Below are 15,919 nucleotides of genomic sequence, written 5' to 3'. Positions count from 1 at the left end.
GGGGCCGTGGCCGCCGGATCCTTCCCCCCTTTTAGTACAGGGAGGATCCGGCGGCCACGAGGGCTCACTTGCTGAAGTCGGGCACCAGCTTGGCGATGGCCAGCTCCGCGTTGTTCAGGCCCTTGTCCAGGGACTCCTTGCCGCCGGCGATCTTGGGCAGCTCGGTGTCCAGCGGACCCCACAGGGAGCTGTACTCGGGCAGGGCCGGGCGGGGCTGGGCGGCGGAGAGGACGCCCTGGTAGCCGGCGATGCCCGGGTCGGCCGTGACCTTCGCGGTGTAGGCGTCGGAGCGGGTCGGCAGGGTGGAGTTCTTCAGGGCGATGGTCTCCTGGGACTTCGCCGAGGTCATGAACTTCACGAACTTCAGCGCCGCGGCCTGGTGGGCCTTGTCGGAGCCGGCGTAGACCGCGAGGTTGTGGCCGCCGGTCGGGGCGCCCGCCTTGCCGGTGGAGCCGGCCGGGACGGTGGTGATGCCGAGGTTGGACTTGTCCTTGAAGGCCGAGCCCTTGTAGAAGTTCGTGATCTCCCAGGGTCCCTGGATAATCGCGGCGACCTTGCCGTTGACGAACGCGTCCTGGATGTGGGCGTAGGCGTCGGCGGTGGTGTCGGCCTTGTGCAGGCCCTTGCCGGAGAACAGGCTCAGCCAGGTGCCGTAGGCCTTCTTCGCCGGGGCGGAGTCGACGGTGATCTTCTTCGCGTTGGCGTCGACGGTGTCGGTGCCCTCGCCGTAGAGGAAGCTCTGCGCGTAGTAGGCCTGGGTGGAGCCCCAGTAGCCGTCGGCGCCGGTCTTGGCCTTGACCTTGGCCGCGTCCGACTTCAGCTCGTCCCAGGTCTTGGGCGGCGTGGTGATCCCGGCCTTCTTGAACAGGGCCTTGTTGTACACCAGCGCGAGGGTGTCGGTGACCAGCGGCACGCCGTAGGTCTTGCCCTCGTACTGGGCCTGCTTGATCAGGTTCGGCTCGAACTTGGCCTGGTCGGCCAGGGCCTCGGTGCCGTCCAGCGGCAGGAAGTAGCCCTTCTTCGCGAAGGCCGGGGTCCAGCCGACCTCGGAGCGCAGGACGTCCGGGGCGCCGCTGGAGCCGGCGGCCGTGTCGAACTTGTTCTGTGCCTGGTCGAAGGGCACGTCGACGTACTTGACCTTGATGTTCTTGTTCGCGGCCTCGAACTGCTCGACCAGGGCCTTGTACGTCGGTGCCTCGTTCGTGGCGTTGGAGGTGTCCCACCAGGTGATGGTCACCGGGCCGTCCGCCTTGCCGCTGTCGCTGTCGCTCCCGCCGCACGCCGTCGCCGTGAGGGCGAGGGACGCCACCAGCGCGGAGGCCGCTATGCCACGCCGCATGAGTTCTCCTTGAGGGTTGAAGCAGGAGGCGGTCCCGTCTGACGCCTCTGCGACTTGCCGACTGCGCCGTTGCGGCGGCCGGGCGACGGTGAGATTAACCGCGCTTGTAAGCGCTGCGAAAGACCTTGCAGCAAAAAAGTGCAAGAACCCACGATGGTTACCCCGCCGTGACCTGACCTCGGCCCGTCCGAGACCGCCTATTGAAGCCGCTGAGGGGGTTGGGCGACACTTGTGCAAGACTCTGCAAGCTCTTGCCGTCACAAACTTGAGGGAGCGCGATGACGCAGCAATCCACGGCGGGCCGATCGTCCGCCCGTGCCCGGCGTCCCGCTGGTGTGCAAGGTGAGGGACGGCCGGTACAGTCCGGTGCCGTGACCACACGGCTTGCGGACATCGCTGCGCAGGCGGGGGTGAGCGAAGCGACCGTCAGCCGGGTGCTCAACGGCAAGCCGGGGGTCGCGGCCACCACCCGCCAGTCCGTGCTCGCCGCGCTCGACGTGCTCGGCTACGAGCGTCCGGTCCGGCTCCGGCAGCGCAGCGAGGGGCTGGTCGGCCTGATCACCCCGGAGCTGGAGAACCCGATATTCCCGGCCCTGGCCCAGGTCATCGGCCAGGCGCTGACCCGCCAGGGGTACACGCCGGTGCTCGCCACACAGACCCCGGGCGGGTCCACGGAGGACGAGCTGACCGAGATGCTCGTGGACCGCGGGGTGGCCGGCATCATCTACGTCTCCGGGCTGCACGCGGACACCACCGCCGACATGGCCCGCTACGAGCGGCTGCGCGCCCAGGGCGTGCCCTTCGTCCTGGTGGACGGCTTCTCGCCGCAGGTGCAGGCGCCGTTCATCTCCCCCGACGACCGGGCCGCGATGACGCTGGCCGTGACACACCTGTCGTCGCTGGGCCACACCCGGATCGGGCTGGCGCTGGGGCCGAAGCGGTTCGTGCCGGTGCAGCGCAAGATCGAGGGCTTCGTCCGCACCATGCAGGACCAGCTGGGGCTGACGGCCCAGGTGGTGGAGACCGAGCTGATCCAGCACTCGCTGTACACCCTGGAGGGCGGTCAGGCCGCCGCGACCGCGCTGATCGAGCGCCGGTGCACCGCGGTGGTGTGCGCCAGCGACATGATGGCCCTCGGCGCGATAAGGGCGGCCCGGCAGCTGGGTCTGGAGGTGCCGCGGGACGTGTCCGTCGTGGGTTTCGACGACTCCCCGCTGATCGCCTTCACGGACCCGCCGCTGACCACGATCCGCAAGCCGGTCCCGGCGATGGGGCAGGCGGCGGTGCGCACCCTGCTGGAGGAGATCGGCGGGACGCCCGCGCCGCACAGCGAGTTCGTGTTCATGCCGGAGCTGGTCGTGCGCGGTTCGACCGCCTCGGCGCCGGGGGACCGCGTGCGCGGGTGAATTCCCGAGCCTTCCGGACATCACGCACATCCCGGTACGCACACCGCTGGATGTGCGATATCCGCTCACGCTTGGGATGATCGGTCGAAGAGGTCTTTTCTGGCAGACTGAGTGCCCATGAGTGACTCGACCGTGACAGAGCCGGAAGGTCGCGAGAAGGTGACCGTTCCGCGGGCCGTCGCGGTCGGGGACAGGACGCGGTTCCTGCGCGGTCTGCGGCGGCCGCGGCGGCCCCGGCTGTGGGTCGAGATCCTTCTGGTCGGGGCGAGTTACTGGACGTACTCCCTGATCCGCAACGCGGTCCCCGAGCAGCGGGCGCAGGCGCTGCGCGACGCCGACTGGGTGTGGCGGCTGGAGCACACCCTGGGCATCGCCGTCGAGGAGACCGTCAACCACGCCGCGAACTCGGTGACTTGGCTGATCATTGGGATGAACTACTACTACGCCACGCTGCACTTCGTCATGACGCTGGGTGTGCTGGTGTGGCTCTACCGGTGGCATCCCGGGCGTTACGCGGCGGCCCGGCTGGTGCTGTTCGCGACCACCGGTGTGGCCCTCGCCGGTTACTACCTGTTCCCGCTCGCCCCGCCCCGGCTGATGAGCGGCGGGCACTTCGTCGACACGGTCCTGGTGCACCACACCTGGGGGTCGATGGCCTCAGGTGACCTGAAGAACATGTCCAACCAGTACGCGGCGATGCCCTCGATGCACATCGGCTGGTCCCTGTGGTGCGGGCTGACCATCTTCGCGCTGGCCTCGGTGCCGTGGGTGCGGGTGCTGGGGCTGGTGTACCCGGCGCTGACCCTGCTGGTCATCGTGGCCACCGCCAACCACTTCTGGCTGGACGCCGTCGGGGGTGTGCTCTGCCTGGCCTTCGGCTTCGCGGTGGCCCGCCTCTGGTACGGCAGCCTGCCGTACTCCCTGCCGGGGGCGGCGCCGGCTTCGGGCCGCTCCGGACGGGGCCGCCCTGAGCAGGGTCGCTCCGGGCGGCGTCAGTCCTCGTAGAACAGCTCCTCCACGACCGTGCGTGCCCGGCGGGTCGTACGGCGGTAGGCGTCGAGCATGTCGCCGGCGTGACCGGAGCCGTAGCCCAGGTAGCGGCCCACGGCCGCCAGCTCGCGGGGCTCGGTCGGGAAGGTGTCCCCGGCCCGGCCGCGGACCAGCATGACCGCGTTGCGCACCCGGGTGGCCAGCACCCAGGCCTCGTCCAGTGTCGCCGCGTCCTCGGCCGGCAGCAGCCCGGCCTCCCGGGCGGCGGCCAGGGCGTCCCGGGTGCGGGTGGTGCGCAGGGCCGGCTCCCGCCAGGCGTGCCTGAGCTGCAGCAGCTGCACCGTCCACTCGACGTCGGAGAGGCCGCCGGGGCCTAGCTTGGTGTGCAGCTTGGGGTCGGCGCCGCGCGGCAGCCGTTCGGACTCCATGCGGGCCTTCAGGCGGCGGATCTCGCGGACCGCGTCCTCGTCCAGGCCCTGGGCGGGGTAGCGCAGCGGGTCGATCAGCTCCGTGAAGCGCCGGCCGAGGTCCGCGTCCCCGGCGACCGGCTCGGCTCGCAGCAGCGCCTGCGACTCCCAGACCAGGGACCAGCGGCGGTAGTACGCCTCGTACGACTTCAGGGTGCGCACCAGCGGCCCCGACTTGCCCTCCGGGCGCAGGTCGGCGTCGATCAGCAGGGGCGGGTCCGAGCTGGGGCGCTGCAGCAGGCGGCGCATCTCGGCGACCACCTTGTTGGCGGCGGCCGCCGCCTGCTGTTCGTCCACGCCGTCCTCGGGTTCGTGCACGAACAGGACGTCGGCGTCGGAGCCGTAGCCCAGCTCGTGACCGCCGAAGCGGCCCATGCCGATGATCGCGAACCGGGTGGGCAGGGTGTCGCCCCAGCCCTCGCGGACCACCGCGCGCAGGGTGCCGGCGAGGGTGACCGCGGTGAGGTCGGAGACCGCCGCGCCCACCCGGTCCACCAGGGCGCCCTCGTCCGCCTCGGCTGGGCTGGTCTCGGTGCCGTAGGAGCCGACGATGTCCGCGGCGGCCGTGCGGAACAGTTCCCTGCGGCGGACGCCTCGGGCCGCGGTGACGCCCTGCTCGGCGTTCTCCGCGCGGCCCACCGCGGCCATGATCTCCTGTTCCAGGTGGGCGCGGTCGCGGGGGGCGAGGGAGCCTGTGGCGGTGCGGGGGGTGGGGGCGGGCCCGGGACGGGGCGCGGGGGCGGGGCCAGTCGCGGGGGCGGGGGCGGGTTGCGGTGCGGGTGTGCGGCCGGGTGCGGGTGTGCGGCCGGGTGCGGGTGTGCGGCCGGGTGCGGGTGTGCGGCCGGGTGCGGGTCGCTGGGTGGTTTTGGGGTGGGGTGTGGTTTCGGGGCGTGGTGCCGTTCCGGGGCGTGGTGTTGTTTCAGGGCGTGGTGTCGTTTCGCCCAGCAGGGCCACTGCCTCGGGTGCGCGCATCAGGAGGTCGGGGGCCAGGCGGCCCGCCGACAGGACCCGGGCCAGGTTCTCCGCCGCCGCGCCCTCGTCGCGCAGCAGGCGCAGGTACCAGGGCGTCTTGCCGAGCGCGTCGGAGACCTTGCGGAAGTTCAGCAGGCCCGCGTCCGGGTCCGCCGAGTCGGCGAACCAGCCCAGGAGCACCGGGAGGAGGGTGCGCTGGATGGCCGCCTTGCGGGTGACGCCGGACGCCAGCGCCTCCAGGTGGCGCAGGGCGGCGGCGGGGTCGGCGTAGCCGAGGGCCACCAGGCGTTCCCTCGCCGCCTCCGGGCTCAGCCGGACCTCGCCGGGGGCCAGTTGGGCCACCGCGTCCAGGAGGGGGCGGTAGAACAGCTTCTCGTGCAGGCGTCGTACGACGCCGGTGTGCCGCTTCCACTCGCGGCGCAGGCCGTCCACCGGGTCGGTGCGCAGGCCCAGGGAGCGGCCGAGGCGGCGCAGGTCCTCCTCGGCCTCGGGCACCAGGTGGGTGCGGCGCAGTCGGTACAGCTGGATACGGTGTTCGAGGGAGCGCAGGAAGCGGTACGCCTCGTCGAGGCGGGCGGCGTCCTCGCGGCCGACGTAGCCGCCCGCCGCGAGGGCCTGGAGGGCGTCGAGGGTGGTGCCGCTGCGGAGGGCCGGGTCGGTGCGGCCGTGCACCAACTGGAGCAGCTGGACCGCGAATTCGACGTCCCGCAGTCCGCCCGGGCCCAGTTTGAGCTCGCGTTCCACCTCGGCCGCGGGGATGTTCTCCACCACTCGGCGGCGCATCTTCTGGACGTCCACCACGAAGTTGTCGCGTTCCGCGGCCTGCCAGACCAGGGGTTGCAGGGCGTCGATGTACGCCTGGCCGAGGTCCTGGTCGCCGGCCACCGGGCGGGCCTTGAGCAGGGCCTGGAACTCCCAGGTCTTCGCCCAGCGTTGGTAGTAGGCGAGGTGGCTGCTGAGGGTGCGGACGAGGGGGCCGTTGCGGCCCTCGGGGCGGAGGTTGGCGTCCACGGGCCAGATGCTGCCCTCGACGGTCGTCTCCGAGCAGATGCGCATCATGTGCGAGGCGAGGGCGGTGGCGGCCCGGAGGGCCTGGGGTTCGGGGGTGTGCTCTGTCGCTTCGGCCACGAAGATCACGTCCACGTCCGAGACGTAGTTCAGTTCGTGGCCGCCGCATTTGCCCATCGCGATGACCGCGAGGCGGCAGGCTTTCGCGTCGTCGGGGGACTCGGTCTTGGCTATGGCCAGGGCCGTGCGGAGGGTGGCTGTTGCCAGGTCTGCCAGTTCCGCGGCCGTGTCCGCGACGTTCGTGGTGCCGCAGACGTCTCTCGCCGCGATGGAGAGGAGGCAGCGGCGGTAGGCGATGCGGAGGGTGACGGGGTCGGTGGCCTCTCGCAGGCCGTGTTCGAACTCCTGGAGGCCGGGATGGAGGTCCTGGGGCTCGTAGGTGACGAGGGCCTGCCAGTCGGCGGGGTGGCGGGTGAGGTGGTCCGCGAGGGCGGCGGAGGCGCCGAGGACGCCCAGGAGGCGGTCTCTGAGGGGTTTGGCCGCTATCAGAGTGTCGAGGAGCTCGTGGCGGTCCGGGGGCGTGGGCTGGGCCTCCAGGAGGCGCACGAGGCTGTGCAGGGCCAGGTCGGGGTCGGCCGTGGCGCCCAGGGCCTCCAGGAGGACCGGGTCGTTGCGGACCGGGGAGAGCTCCGGGCTGTCCAGTTGGCGTTCGGCCGTTGAGGGATCCGTGAAGCCGTGGCGCAGGAGGCGGGTGAACGTGCTGCTTCTGCGGCCCGGCGTCATCCGTGGCCTCCCCTCGGATCAAGGTGGTCCTGGCCAGAGCCTAACGGCCGGGGGCGGTTGTGGCTTCGGGGGCGCCGCGTACGCGTGCCTGCGCGGGTGCGTGGGTTCGTATGCCTGCTCGCGGGGGTCGGGGGTGCGTACGCCTGCGGCGGCCTGCTCGGGTGCGTGGGGGTTCGCGTTGCGCCCCCGGGCGGGAGTGGGTCGGGGTGGACGCCTGCGGCGGCCTGCTCGGGTGCGTGGGAGTTCGCGTTGCGCCCCCGGGCGGGAGTGGGTCGGGGCCGCGCCCCGGGGGTCGGGGGTGCGTACGCCTGCGGCGGCCTGCTCGGGTGCGTGGGGGTTCGCGTTGCGCCCGCCGGGCGGGAGTGGGTCGGGGCCGCGCCGGGTGGTGTCCGTCCTCGGTCCGGCGGGCTGTCGGCCTAGAGGCTTACGGAGTTTTCGCCGGCCGCTGCGGGCGGACACCACCCGGCACGTCCCCTTCCCGCCGTACGCGGGTGCGGGGCGACGCCGAAGGGGCGGCATTACTCCGGTCGGCCTCTGGCCGCAGCGGCCACCCCCAGTGCGGCCAGCGTGAAGGCGTCCCGTAGTTCTCCTGCGCGGATCGCCTGTGCTACGTCTTGTGGACTCCACCAGCGCGCTTCGGCGATCTCGCCGTCACCAGCCGGGCGGGCTTGCAGGGGCGGGTCATCCGGAACGGAGACCTCGACCACGGCGACCTCGCTCTCCAGCATGCCGGAGTCGACGTCCAGGTACGCCGGCGCGGCCGCTGCGGAGCCGGTCAGCCCTGTCTCTTCGGCGAGTTCGCGCAGCGCGTCCGAGACGGGATCGGTCTCGCCGAAACCGCGCGGGAGTTCCCAGGCCCACCGGCCGATCGTCGGTCGCCACTGGCGCACCAGGAGGATGTCCTCGCCCCGGCGGGCCAGCACCACGACTCCTGTTCGGCCGCCGCCGAGGCGGACGCGGTGGCGGTCTGTCTCGGCGCCGGACGGCAGGCGGTAGGTGTCGACGTAGACCTCGCACCATCGGCCGCCGTCGGCATCGGCGTAGGCCTTGCGGGTGCGGGTGCGTGGGGCCTCAGTGTCCATCGGGAGTCCTCTCCGGCGCCTGGGGCAGCTCTATCACGTCGTAGCGGCCCCGGAAGTCGGTCAGGCGGGTCACTCCGGCGGTGACGGCCGCGATGACGACCGGTGCGAGCGCCCCACCCGCACCGGCGGCGAAGGTTGCTGTCGCCCCCTGGCCGAGCAGGCTGGTCGCCAGGCTGAGCCCGCCGCCCGCGGCCATCTGGGCGGTGGTGCCGCGCGCGCCTCGCGCGAACCGCTGGAGTCGGGTCACGGGCACGTCCGCACCGCCGGCCGGCGGCTCCTTCGTCCGGCCGGCGAGCAGGTCGCCCACCTCTTGCAGTGCGGTGAGGTCCTGCTCGTTCCACCACTGGGCGAGGGCATCGGCCGCCTCGTCCGTGTAGCGCCGCCACTGCTCGCCGCTCATCAGGCCGAGCCGTAGTTCGAACCGGGTCGGATAGGTCACGACCGGTGTCATCGCCGCCAGGGTCGCCGCTTCCCCGCGCCGCACACCGCGTCGCGGTGAGGTCAGCCCGAGCATGCAGCCCTCGCTCACCGCGATGGCCCGGTAGTACGCCTCGTCGAAGGACTCGCGCAGGGTCAGTGCGTCCGTCCGCGCCGCCGGGTCACCGGAGCGCAGCAGGTGGTCGAGGCTCTCGTGCAGGCGGCTGCGGCTGGGCAGGCCGTTCACGTCGAACTCTCCGCCGGTCCAGGAGAAGAGCACGGCCCGGCCCTCGTCACTGGCGAGTTCCTCCGGGCGCGGCGGGGGACGCAGCGCGTACGCCGTCGCGTAGTCGGCCGGTACCAGGGGGCTGACCTCCAGCAGGCCGTGCTCGGCAGCTTTGAGCCACTCGTCCCACCGAGCGATGGTGCGCTGCCGTAACCGGGTGTCGAGGACGCCTGTCGCCGTCAGCAGGCGGTCCGCCATGCCGGCCGGGTCCTCCGAGGCCGCGGCCTCACCGTTCACGCGGGCAGCCAGCTCCCGCTGGAGGCGCAGGCACTGTTCGTCGGGCACGGGGAGGGAGGAGAAGAGGAAACCGGTCGAGAGCATGGCGATCAGCTGCCGGGGCAGGTCCGCGTTCCTGGCGTTCACCCGGATCGGCAGGACCGCGCCGCCGCCGACGGCGCCGATCGCCAGTTCGTCGAGCAGTACGGCGGGCCGCAGCGCGGCGAAGACGGCGCCGTCGAGCAGCTGCGGGTAGGTGAGGAACAGGGAGCGGCCCTGGATGACTTCCCAGCGCAGCCGCCCGAGCAGTTCGGCCCGCGTCGGTGCGGTCAGCCGCTCCGCCGGTGCGGGCGCGTGGCCCTTGAGCCCGGCCCGCTGCCGCACGCTGTCCCACCCTGTGCTGAGGACCGCCGCCATGGGCTGGTCCCTACCCTTTTCGCGAGCCGCTCACGCTCTCGCGCCGAGGCTGTCCGTGCTTACAGCACCGGCAGGTTCTTGCGGAGTTCGAAGGCCGTCACCTCTGAGCGGTACTCCTCCCATTCCTGCTTTTTGTTGCGGAGGAAGAAGTCGAAGACGTGTTCGCCGAGGGTTTCGGCGGCCAGGTCGCTGCTTTCCATCAGGGTGAGGGCCTCGCCGAGGTTCTGCGGGAGGGGTTCGATGCCCATGGCGCGGCGTTCGGCGTTGGAGAGGGCCCAGACGTCGTCCTCGGCGCCCGGCGGGAGCTCGTAGCCCTCCTCGATGCCCTTGAGGCCCGCGGCGAGGAGGAGGGCGTAGGCCAGGTAGGGGTTGGCGCCGGTGTCGAGGGAGCGGACCTCGATGCGGGCCGAGCCGGTCTTGCCGGGCTTGTACATCGGGACCCGGACCAGGGCGCTGCGGTTGTTGTGGCCCCAGCAGATGTAGGAGGGGGCCTCGCCGCCGGCGCCCGCGGTGCGCTCGGAGCCGCCCCAGATGCGCTTGTAGGAGTTGACCCACTGGTTGGTGACGGCGGAGATCTCGGCGGCGTGGCGCAGCAGGCCGGCGATGAAGGAGCGGCCGACCTTGGAGAGCTGGTACTCGGCGCCGGACTCGTAGAACGCGTTCCGGTCACCCTCGAAGAGGGAGAGGTGGGAGTGCATGCCGGAGCCGGGGTACTCCGAGAACGGCTTGGGCATGAACGTGGCCTGGAGGCCCTGTTCCAGCGCGACCTGCTTCATGACCAGGCGGAACGTCATGATGTTGTCGGCCGTGGAGAGGGCGTCGGCGTAGCGCAGGTCGATCTCCTGCTGGCCGGGGGCGCCCTCGTGGTGGGAGAACTCCACCGAGATGCCCATCGACTCCAGCATGGTGATCGCCTGGCGGCGGAAGTCCATGCCGATGGCCTGCGGGGTGTGGTCGAAGTAGCCCGAGTTGTCGGCCGGGGTGGGGCGCGTGCCGTCGAGGGGCTTCTCCTTGAGGAGGAAGAACTCGATCTCGGGGTGCGTGTAGAAGGTGAAGCCCAGGTCGGAGGTGCGGGCCAGGGCGCGCTTGAGGACGTAGCGCGGGTCGGCGAAGGAGGGGGAGCCGTCCGGCATGAGGATGTCGCAGAACATGCGGGCGGTGCCGGGGGCCTCGGCGCGCCAGGGCAGGATCTGGAAGGTGGAGGGGTCCGGCTTGGCGATCATGTCGGACTCGTAGACCCGGGCGAAGCCCTCGATGGCGGAGCCGTCGAAGCCGATGCCCTCGTCGAAGGCCTGTTCCAGTTCGGCGGGGGCCACGGCCACGGACTTCAGGAAGCCCAGCACGTCCGTGAACCACAGGCGTACGAACCGGATGTCGCGCTCCTCCAACGTCCGGAGCACGAACTCCTGCTGCTTGTCCATCTTCCGCTTCCCCATCCTTGCTGGTCAGGCCGCCTTTGCTCCGGTGTCGCGGGAGGCGGTCGGGCGCACAGGAGCATCACACCACATCAGCGTTTCATACGCGTTGCGGACCTTGATCGTCCGGTGGGTGTGCCCTGGTGTCCATCTTGCCTTCGGAGGGGCCCGGATGTAATGGCCGGTTCCCTCTCCACGTGATCGACACCACGTCCCCATAATTTGCATTTCAGATGCAAGTTTTCCTAGCGTTCGATCAGTTGAGCGATCGACCCCTTGAGGAGTCCCGATGCTGTCCGAGCAGTCCGCAGCCACCGTCCGTGCCACGCTTCCCGCCGTCGGCGCGGCCATCGGCGAGATCACCGAGCGCTTCTACGCCCGGCTGTTCGACGCCCACCCCGATCTGCTGCGGAACCTGTTCAACCGGGGCAACCAGGCCTCCGGCGCCCAGAAGCAGGCCCTCGCCGGCTCCATCGCCGCGTTCGCCACCCATCTGGTCGACCACACCGACCAGCGCCCCGACCAGATGCTCCAGCGCATCGCCCACAAGCACGCCTCGCTGGGCGTCGTCCCGGAGCAGTACCCGGTCGTGCACGAGCACCTGTTCGCCGCCATCGCCGAGGTGCTGGGTGACGCCGTCACCGCCGAGGTCGCCGCCGCCTGGACGGAGGTGTACTGGCTGATGGCCAACGCCCTCATCGCCATCGAGAAGCGGCTCTACGAGGAGAGCGGCGGCCAGGGATGGCAGCCGTGGGAGGTCGTGGAGCGGGTCGAGGAGACGGCTGACGTCGTCAGCTTCCGGGTGCGTCCGGTGGGTGGGGGTGCTGTGCGGGAGTTCCGCGCCGGGCAGTACGTGTCCGTGCGCGTCGAGCTGGCCGACGGGGCCCGGCAGATACGGCAGTACAGCCTGTCGGGGGCGCCGGGTGAGTCATTGAGGCAGTTCAGCGTCAAGCGGGTGCGGGAGGAGGCTTCGGGGCCTGAGGGGGAGGTGTCGAATCGTCTGCACGCGCGCGTGCGTGTGGGTGACGTGCTGGAGCTGTCCGAGGCCTACGGCGACCTCGTACTCGGCGACGTCGCGGGGCGGCCGCTGCTGCTCGCCTCCGCCGGTATCGGGGTGACCCCGATGGTGGCCATGCTGGCCGCCCTCGCCGCGGACGGGTACGAGGCGCCGGTGACCGTCGTCCACGGTGACCGCTCCCCCGCCGACCACGCCCTGCGCACCGACCACGCGCTGTACGCGGACAAGCTCGCGGACGCCTCGGTTCACTTCTTCTACGAGCGGGACGCCGCACCCGGCGCCCGTACCGGCCTGGTCGACCTGGCGGACGTCGCCGTGGCGGAGGGCACGCGCGCGTACCTGTGCGGGCCGCTGCCCTTCATGCGGGCCGTGCGCACCCAGCTGATCGGCAAGGGCGTGGCCCCGGCCGACATCCACTACGAGGTGTTCGGTCCCGACCTGTGGCTCGCCCAGGGATAAGGAAGCCCAGGGGTAAGAGGAGGGGCGTGAGGTGCCGGGCACCTCACGCCCCTCTTTTTCTGCCGCTCAGTGGATCAGTGGCGGCGGTACGACTTCACGTAGCCGCCCGCGGGCGAGCCCACGCCGGTCACGTCGTCGTAGCCCTTCACCGCGGACAGCGAGCTGTCCTTGCCCAGGCTGCGGACCGAGGTCAGCAGGCCGTCGGCGGCGTCGAAGCCGTTGGCGAAGTCCACGCGGGCGTTCGCCAGACCGTGGCCGGTCGGGTTGTCCGTGACGTCGTGGAAGACGCCCTTCTTGCCGAACTTCGAGTAGATCGCCGGGTTGGCGAAACCGAGCGCCTTGCCACCGCCGGCCTCCTGGGCCAGCGCCTGGATGGCGGCGATGGTCGGCGCGGCCAGCGAGGTGCCGCCGATGCGGTACTCGCTGTACTGCTGCGACCCGTCCGGGAAGGTCTGGGTCTGCCCGACGAGGAACCCGGTGGTCGGGTCGGCGATGGCGGCGATGTCCGGGACGACGCGGTTGCCGGCGGCGTTGTTCGCCGTGGCCAGCGCGTTCGGGACGACGCCCTTCTGGTAGTACGGCTGCGGCACGGTCTTGCTGGTGCCGCCGCCCGCGCCCGAGGTGAAGGCGCCGGGGAAGCCGGTCCAGCTCTTGCCGTCGGCCGCCAGGGTCGCCTTCTCGGTGCCCCAGCCGGTCTCCCACTCGTACTTGTTGTGCTTGCCGACCGCCAGCGAGGTACCGCCGACCGCCGTCACCCACGCCGAGTTGGCCGGGGTGTCGACCTGCTTCGTCCCGGTGTTGGCGACCTCGTCACCGTTGTCACCGGAGGAGAAGTAGAAGCCGATGCCCTGGACCGCGCCCAGCTGGAACACCTGGTCGTAGGCGGCCGCGAGGTCCGGCGTCTGGTTGGCCTCGATGTCGCCCCACGAGTTGGAGACGATGTCGGCCAGGTGGTTGTCGACGACCTTGCTGAGCGAGTCGAGCAGGTCGTCGTCATAGCAGGACGCCGCGCCCACGTAGGTGACGTCGGCGGCCGGCGCGACCGCGTGCACGGCCTCGACGTCGAGGGTCTCCTCGCCGTACCAGCCGGCCGCGCCGCACTCCTCGGTGTGCGTGTAGTTCGCCGGCAGCACCTGGTGCAGCTGGCTGGTCTTCCAGGCGGCGTCGCCGTTCTTCTTCGCGTACATGCCCGCGTCGAACGCGATGGTCGGCGAGGCGTAGGCGTCGGTGATGGCGATGCGGACGTGCTTGCCGGTGTACTTGCCGGCGCCGTAGGCGGCGCGCAGCTGCTTGCCGGTGTAGCCCTTGATCGCGTACGGGATCTTCTGGCCGTACGCGCTGGGCAGCGTGCTCGCGGTCTTCGAGCCGTAGTACGAGGAGAACGGCCCGGCGTTCTTGAACACGGCGTCCGGCGGCGGGAGCTGGTCGGCGCGGTCCGATTTGTGCGGGGCGTTGTCCAGACCGGTGACGGTCAGGACGGCGCCCTTCAGGGACGCCGGCGCGGACGCGCTGTGCTGCGGAGCACGGTACGTCTTGGCGCCCTTGGCGTAGTTGTGCAGCTGGGTGCCGAACGCCTTCTCGGCGGCGGCGACGTCACCGGAGACGGCGACGTAGTGGTCGGTGACCGAAGTGACCGTCAGACCGGCCGACTTCAGCCAGTTCTTGACGGCGGTCACCTGGGCCTTGGTCGCGCCGAAGCGGGCCTGGGCCTTCTTGGCGCTGAGGTACTTGCCGTAGTGCGGCGAGCTGGGGTCGGACACGGCCTTGGCGTAGGCGGCGAGTCCGGCGGCGTCCCTGCCGGCGAGGTAGACCCGGGCGTGGACCCGGTTGCTGTTCGCGGTGGAACCCTTGTCCGCCTTGGGCGTGGCCCAGGCAGGCTTGGTACCCGCCAGTGCGTTGCGGGCCGGCTGGTCCGCGGCGTGGGCCGCGGGTATGCCGAGCGCCAGGGCACCGGCGATCATCGGCAGTGTCGCTGCCATGCTCACGCCGGCGCGCATGGTGGCGCGGTTGGATCTCATAGAACCCCCTGCGATGCGGTTCGCATGCATGTAGTGGTCGGTACTCCGTGGATCCGCGCACCGGCCCGCGGCGGTTTGAGCCCGCGAATGGATCACACGATCGGGGTCACTCTCTCGATGAACCGTTCATGCCAGGGGAACGGAAAGGTCAAGAGAAACCCAAGGAACCGTCACTTCAGGGGACTTGAGGGTGATTTGAGCCTTTCTTCCGTACGACGGTGATAACGGGTGTCACAAAAGGGCCGCTACGGAAGGGGGCATTACGGGAGCGGTTGGGCTCCGCGCTCCTTGAGCATTCCGGCCATCACGTCCAGCTCCGACCGCTGTCCGGCGACCATCCCCTGCGCGAGCCGCTTCTCCACGCCGACGGTGCACTTGTCGACGCACCCCTGGGCCATGTGGATGCCGCCCTTGTGATGGGCCGTCATCAGTTGCAGGTAGAGGATCTCCGCCTGCTTGCCGCTCAGGGTCTGCAGCTTCCTCATCTGGGTGTTCGTGGCCATCCCCGGCATCAGCGCGCCGTCCTTGCCGGAGGCCATGTCCCCCATGCCCATCCAGGTCATCGGCGGGTCCGCGGACACCTTCGGCAGCCCCCACAGGTCCAGCCAGCCCAGCAGCATCCCGCGCTGGTTGGCCTGCGTCTGCGCGATGTCGTACGCGAGCCGCCGGACCTCGACGTTCTTCGTGCGGTCGCGCACGATGTACGACATCTCGACGGCCTGCTGGTGGTGGACGGCCATGTCCCGGGCGAACCCGGCGTCCGCCGAGCCGGCGGCCGGCGTGCTCGCGCCCGCGGAGCCGTCGTCCTCGGCGACCGCGTAGGTGATCGCGCCGGCCGCGACGAGCACCGCCGCGGCCGTGGACGCGATCCAGCCGACGTGCCGCCGCCTCACTTCATCTCCCCGCCGGTGCACGAGGCACCCGGCTCGGGCGTCTGCGGGCCCTGCACATAGGCGGCGAAGAACTTGTTCACCTCGGGGTCGCTCGCGCTCTTCACGGTCACCTGGTGGCCCCACGCCGACAGCATCAGCGGGGCGGCCTGGTTCGCGTACGGACTCATCAGCGAGTACGGCGTCTTCTTCACCTTGGCCGCGAGAGCGTCGACGTCGGCCTTCTTCGCCTTGCCGGTGTACGTGACCCAGACCGCGCCGTGCTCCAGCGCGTGCACCGCGTTCTCGTCCTGCACGGGCTGGGTGTAGACGTCGCCGTTGCAGTTCAGCCAGACCGGGTTGTGGTTGCCGCCGACCGGCGGGTGCATCGGGTACGACACCTTCGTCGTGACGTGGGTGCGGCCCAGCTTGCCGGACCACGTGCGCACGCCGTCCTTGCCGGTGACGAAGTGGCCCGAGTCCCCGGCGCTGCCGCCGCCCTTGGCGTCGTCACCGCTCGCCACGGAGTCCTTGCCGCTGTCCGACTGCCCCTTCAGGAGCACGACACCGCCGACGACGAGACCGGCGACGACCACCGCGCTCGCGGCGACGACGAGGATCCGGTTGCGGCGCTCGCGGGCACGCTCGGCCCGCCGCATCTCCTCTATGCGCGCCTTGCGCGCGGCGGTGCTGCTGTTCTTCGCGGAACCCATCAGGTGTCCTCTTCGGGGAAACGGACGGCACGGGAAAGGTGAGG

General features: G+C 71.0%; 11 protein-coding genes. 3 read left to right on the top strand and 8 right to left on the bottom strand.

The window, feature by feature from the left end; genetic code table 11:
- Positions 1 to 64: 64 nt before the first annotated feature.
- Entirely contained in the window at positions 65 to 1,339 is a 1,275-nt protein-coding gene (locus DBP14_RS25785; protein WP_129309489.1) for an extracellular solute-binding protein, read from the bottom strand.
- Positions 1,340 to 1,710: 371 nt separating this feature from the next.
- Here DBP14_RS25785 and DBP14_RS25780 point away from each other — a divergent pair, with 371 nt between their 5' ends.
- A complete protein-coding gene (locus DBP14_RS25780) occupies positions 1,711 to 2,745 on the top strand; it encodes a LacI family DNA-binding transcriptional regulator (RefSeq protein ID WP_277752733.1) in 1,035 nt (344 codons plus the stop codon).
- 117 nt (positions 2,746 to 2,862) lie between these two features.
- On the top strand, positions 2,863 to 3,750 hold the full coding sequence (locus DBP14_RS25775) for a phosphatase PAP2 family protein (RefSeq protein WP_206739353.1): 888 nt from the start codon (positions 2,863 to 2,865) through the stop codon (positions 3,748 to 3,750).
- On the opposite strand, the gene DBP14_RS25770 is transcribed toward DBP14_RS25775, so the two are convergent.
- The 4 genes from DBP14_RS25770 to DBP14_RS25755 form a co-directional block, all read right to left on the bottom strand.
- Positions 3,738 to 6,965, bottom strand: coding sequence for a bifunctional [glutamine synthetase] adenylyltransferase/[glutamine synthetase]-adenylyl-L-tyrosine phosphorylase (locus DBP14_RS25770; RefSeq protein ID WP_129309487.1), 3,228 nt, complete (start codon positions 6,963 to 6,965; stop codon positions 3,738 to 3,740). The genes DBP14_RS25775 and DBP14_RS25770 overlap by 13 nt on opposite strands.
- Before the next feature lie 518 nt (positions 6,966 to 7,483).
- The gene (locus DBP14_RS25765; protein ID WP_129309486.1) at positions 7,484 to 8,047 is read right to left on the bottom strand and encodes an NUDIX hydrolase; all 564 of its coding nucleotides are present in this window, start codon (positions 8,045 to 8,047) and stop codon (positions 7,484 to 7,486) included.
- Entirely contained in the window at positions 8,037 to 9,383 is a 1,347-nt protein-coding gene (locus tag DBP14_RS25760; RefSeq protein ID WP_129309485.1) for a hypothetical protein, read from the bottom strand. Before DBP14_RS25760 ends, DBP14_RS25765 begins: the two co-directional genes overlap by 11 nt.
- A gap of 59 nt (positions 9,384 to 9,442) precedes the next feature.
- Positions 9,443 to 10,804, bottom strand: coding sequence for a glutamine synthetase family protein (locus tag DBP14_RS25755; protein ID WP_129309484.1), 1,362 nt, complete (start codon positions 10,802 to 10,804; stop codon positions 9,443 to 9,445).
- Between the two features lie 283 nt (positions 10,805 to 11,087).
- On the opposite strand from DBP14_RS25755, the gene DBP14_RS25750 reads away from it, so the two are divergent.
- Positions 11,088 to 12,275, top strand: a complete 1,188-nt coding sequence (locus DBP14_RS25750; RefSeq protein WP_129309483.1) for a globin domain-containing protein — start codon at positions 11,088 to 11,090, stop codon at positions 12,273 to 12,275.
- Between the two features lie 74 nt (positions 12,276 to 12,349).
- Here DBP14_RS25750 and DBP14_RS25745 read toward each other — a convergent pair whose 3' ends face one another.
- The 3 genes from DBP14_RS25745 to DBP14_RS25735 form a co-directional block, all read right to left on the bottom strand.
- Positions 12,350 to 14,293, bottom strand: a complete 1,944-nt coding sequence (locus tag DBP14_RS25745) for a S53 family peptidase (protein WP_129309482.1) — start codon at positions 14,291 to 14,293, stop codon at positions 12,350 to 12,352.
- 260 nt (positions 14,294 to 14,553) lie between these two features.
- Positions 14,554 to 15,186: a DUF305 domain-containing protein gene (locus tag DBP14_RS25740; protein ID WP_129309481.1), complete on the bottom strand. Its 633-nt coding sequence runs from the start codon at positions 15,184 to 15,186 to the stop codon at positions 14,554 to 14,556.
- Positions 15,183 to 15,875 (bottom strand): DUF3105 domain-containing protein, encoded by a 693-nt coding sequence (locus DBP14_RS25735; protein WP_129309480.1) that lies wholly within the window; start codon positions 15,873 to 15,875, stop codon positions 15,183 to 15,185. The genes DBP14_RS25740 and DBP14_RS25735 overlap by 4 nt, the downstream gene beginning before the upstream one ends.
- Between the last annotated feature and the right edge of the window lie 44 nt (positions 15,876 to 15,919).

Source organism: Streptomyces sp. L2 (assembly GCF_004124325.1).
In the GTDB taxonomy this organism is placed as follows: Bacteria; Actinomycetota; Actinomycetes; order Streptomycetales; family Streptomycetaceae; genus Streptomyces.
This window is presented reverse-complemented; position numbering and strand designations above follow the sequence as displayed.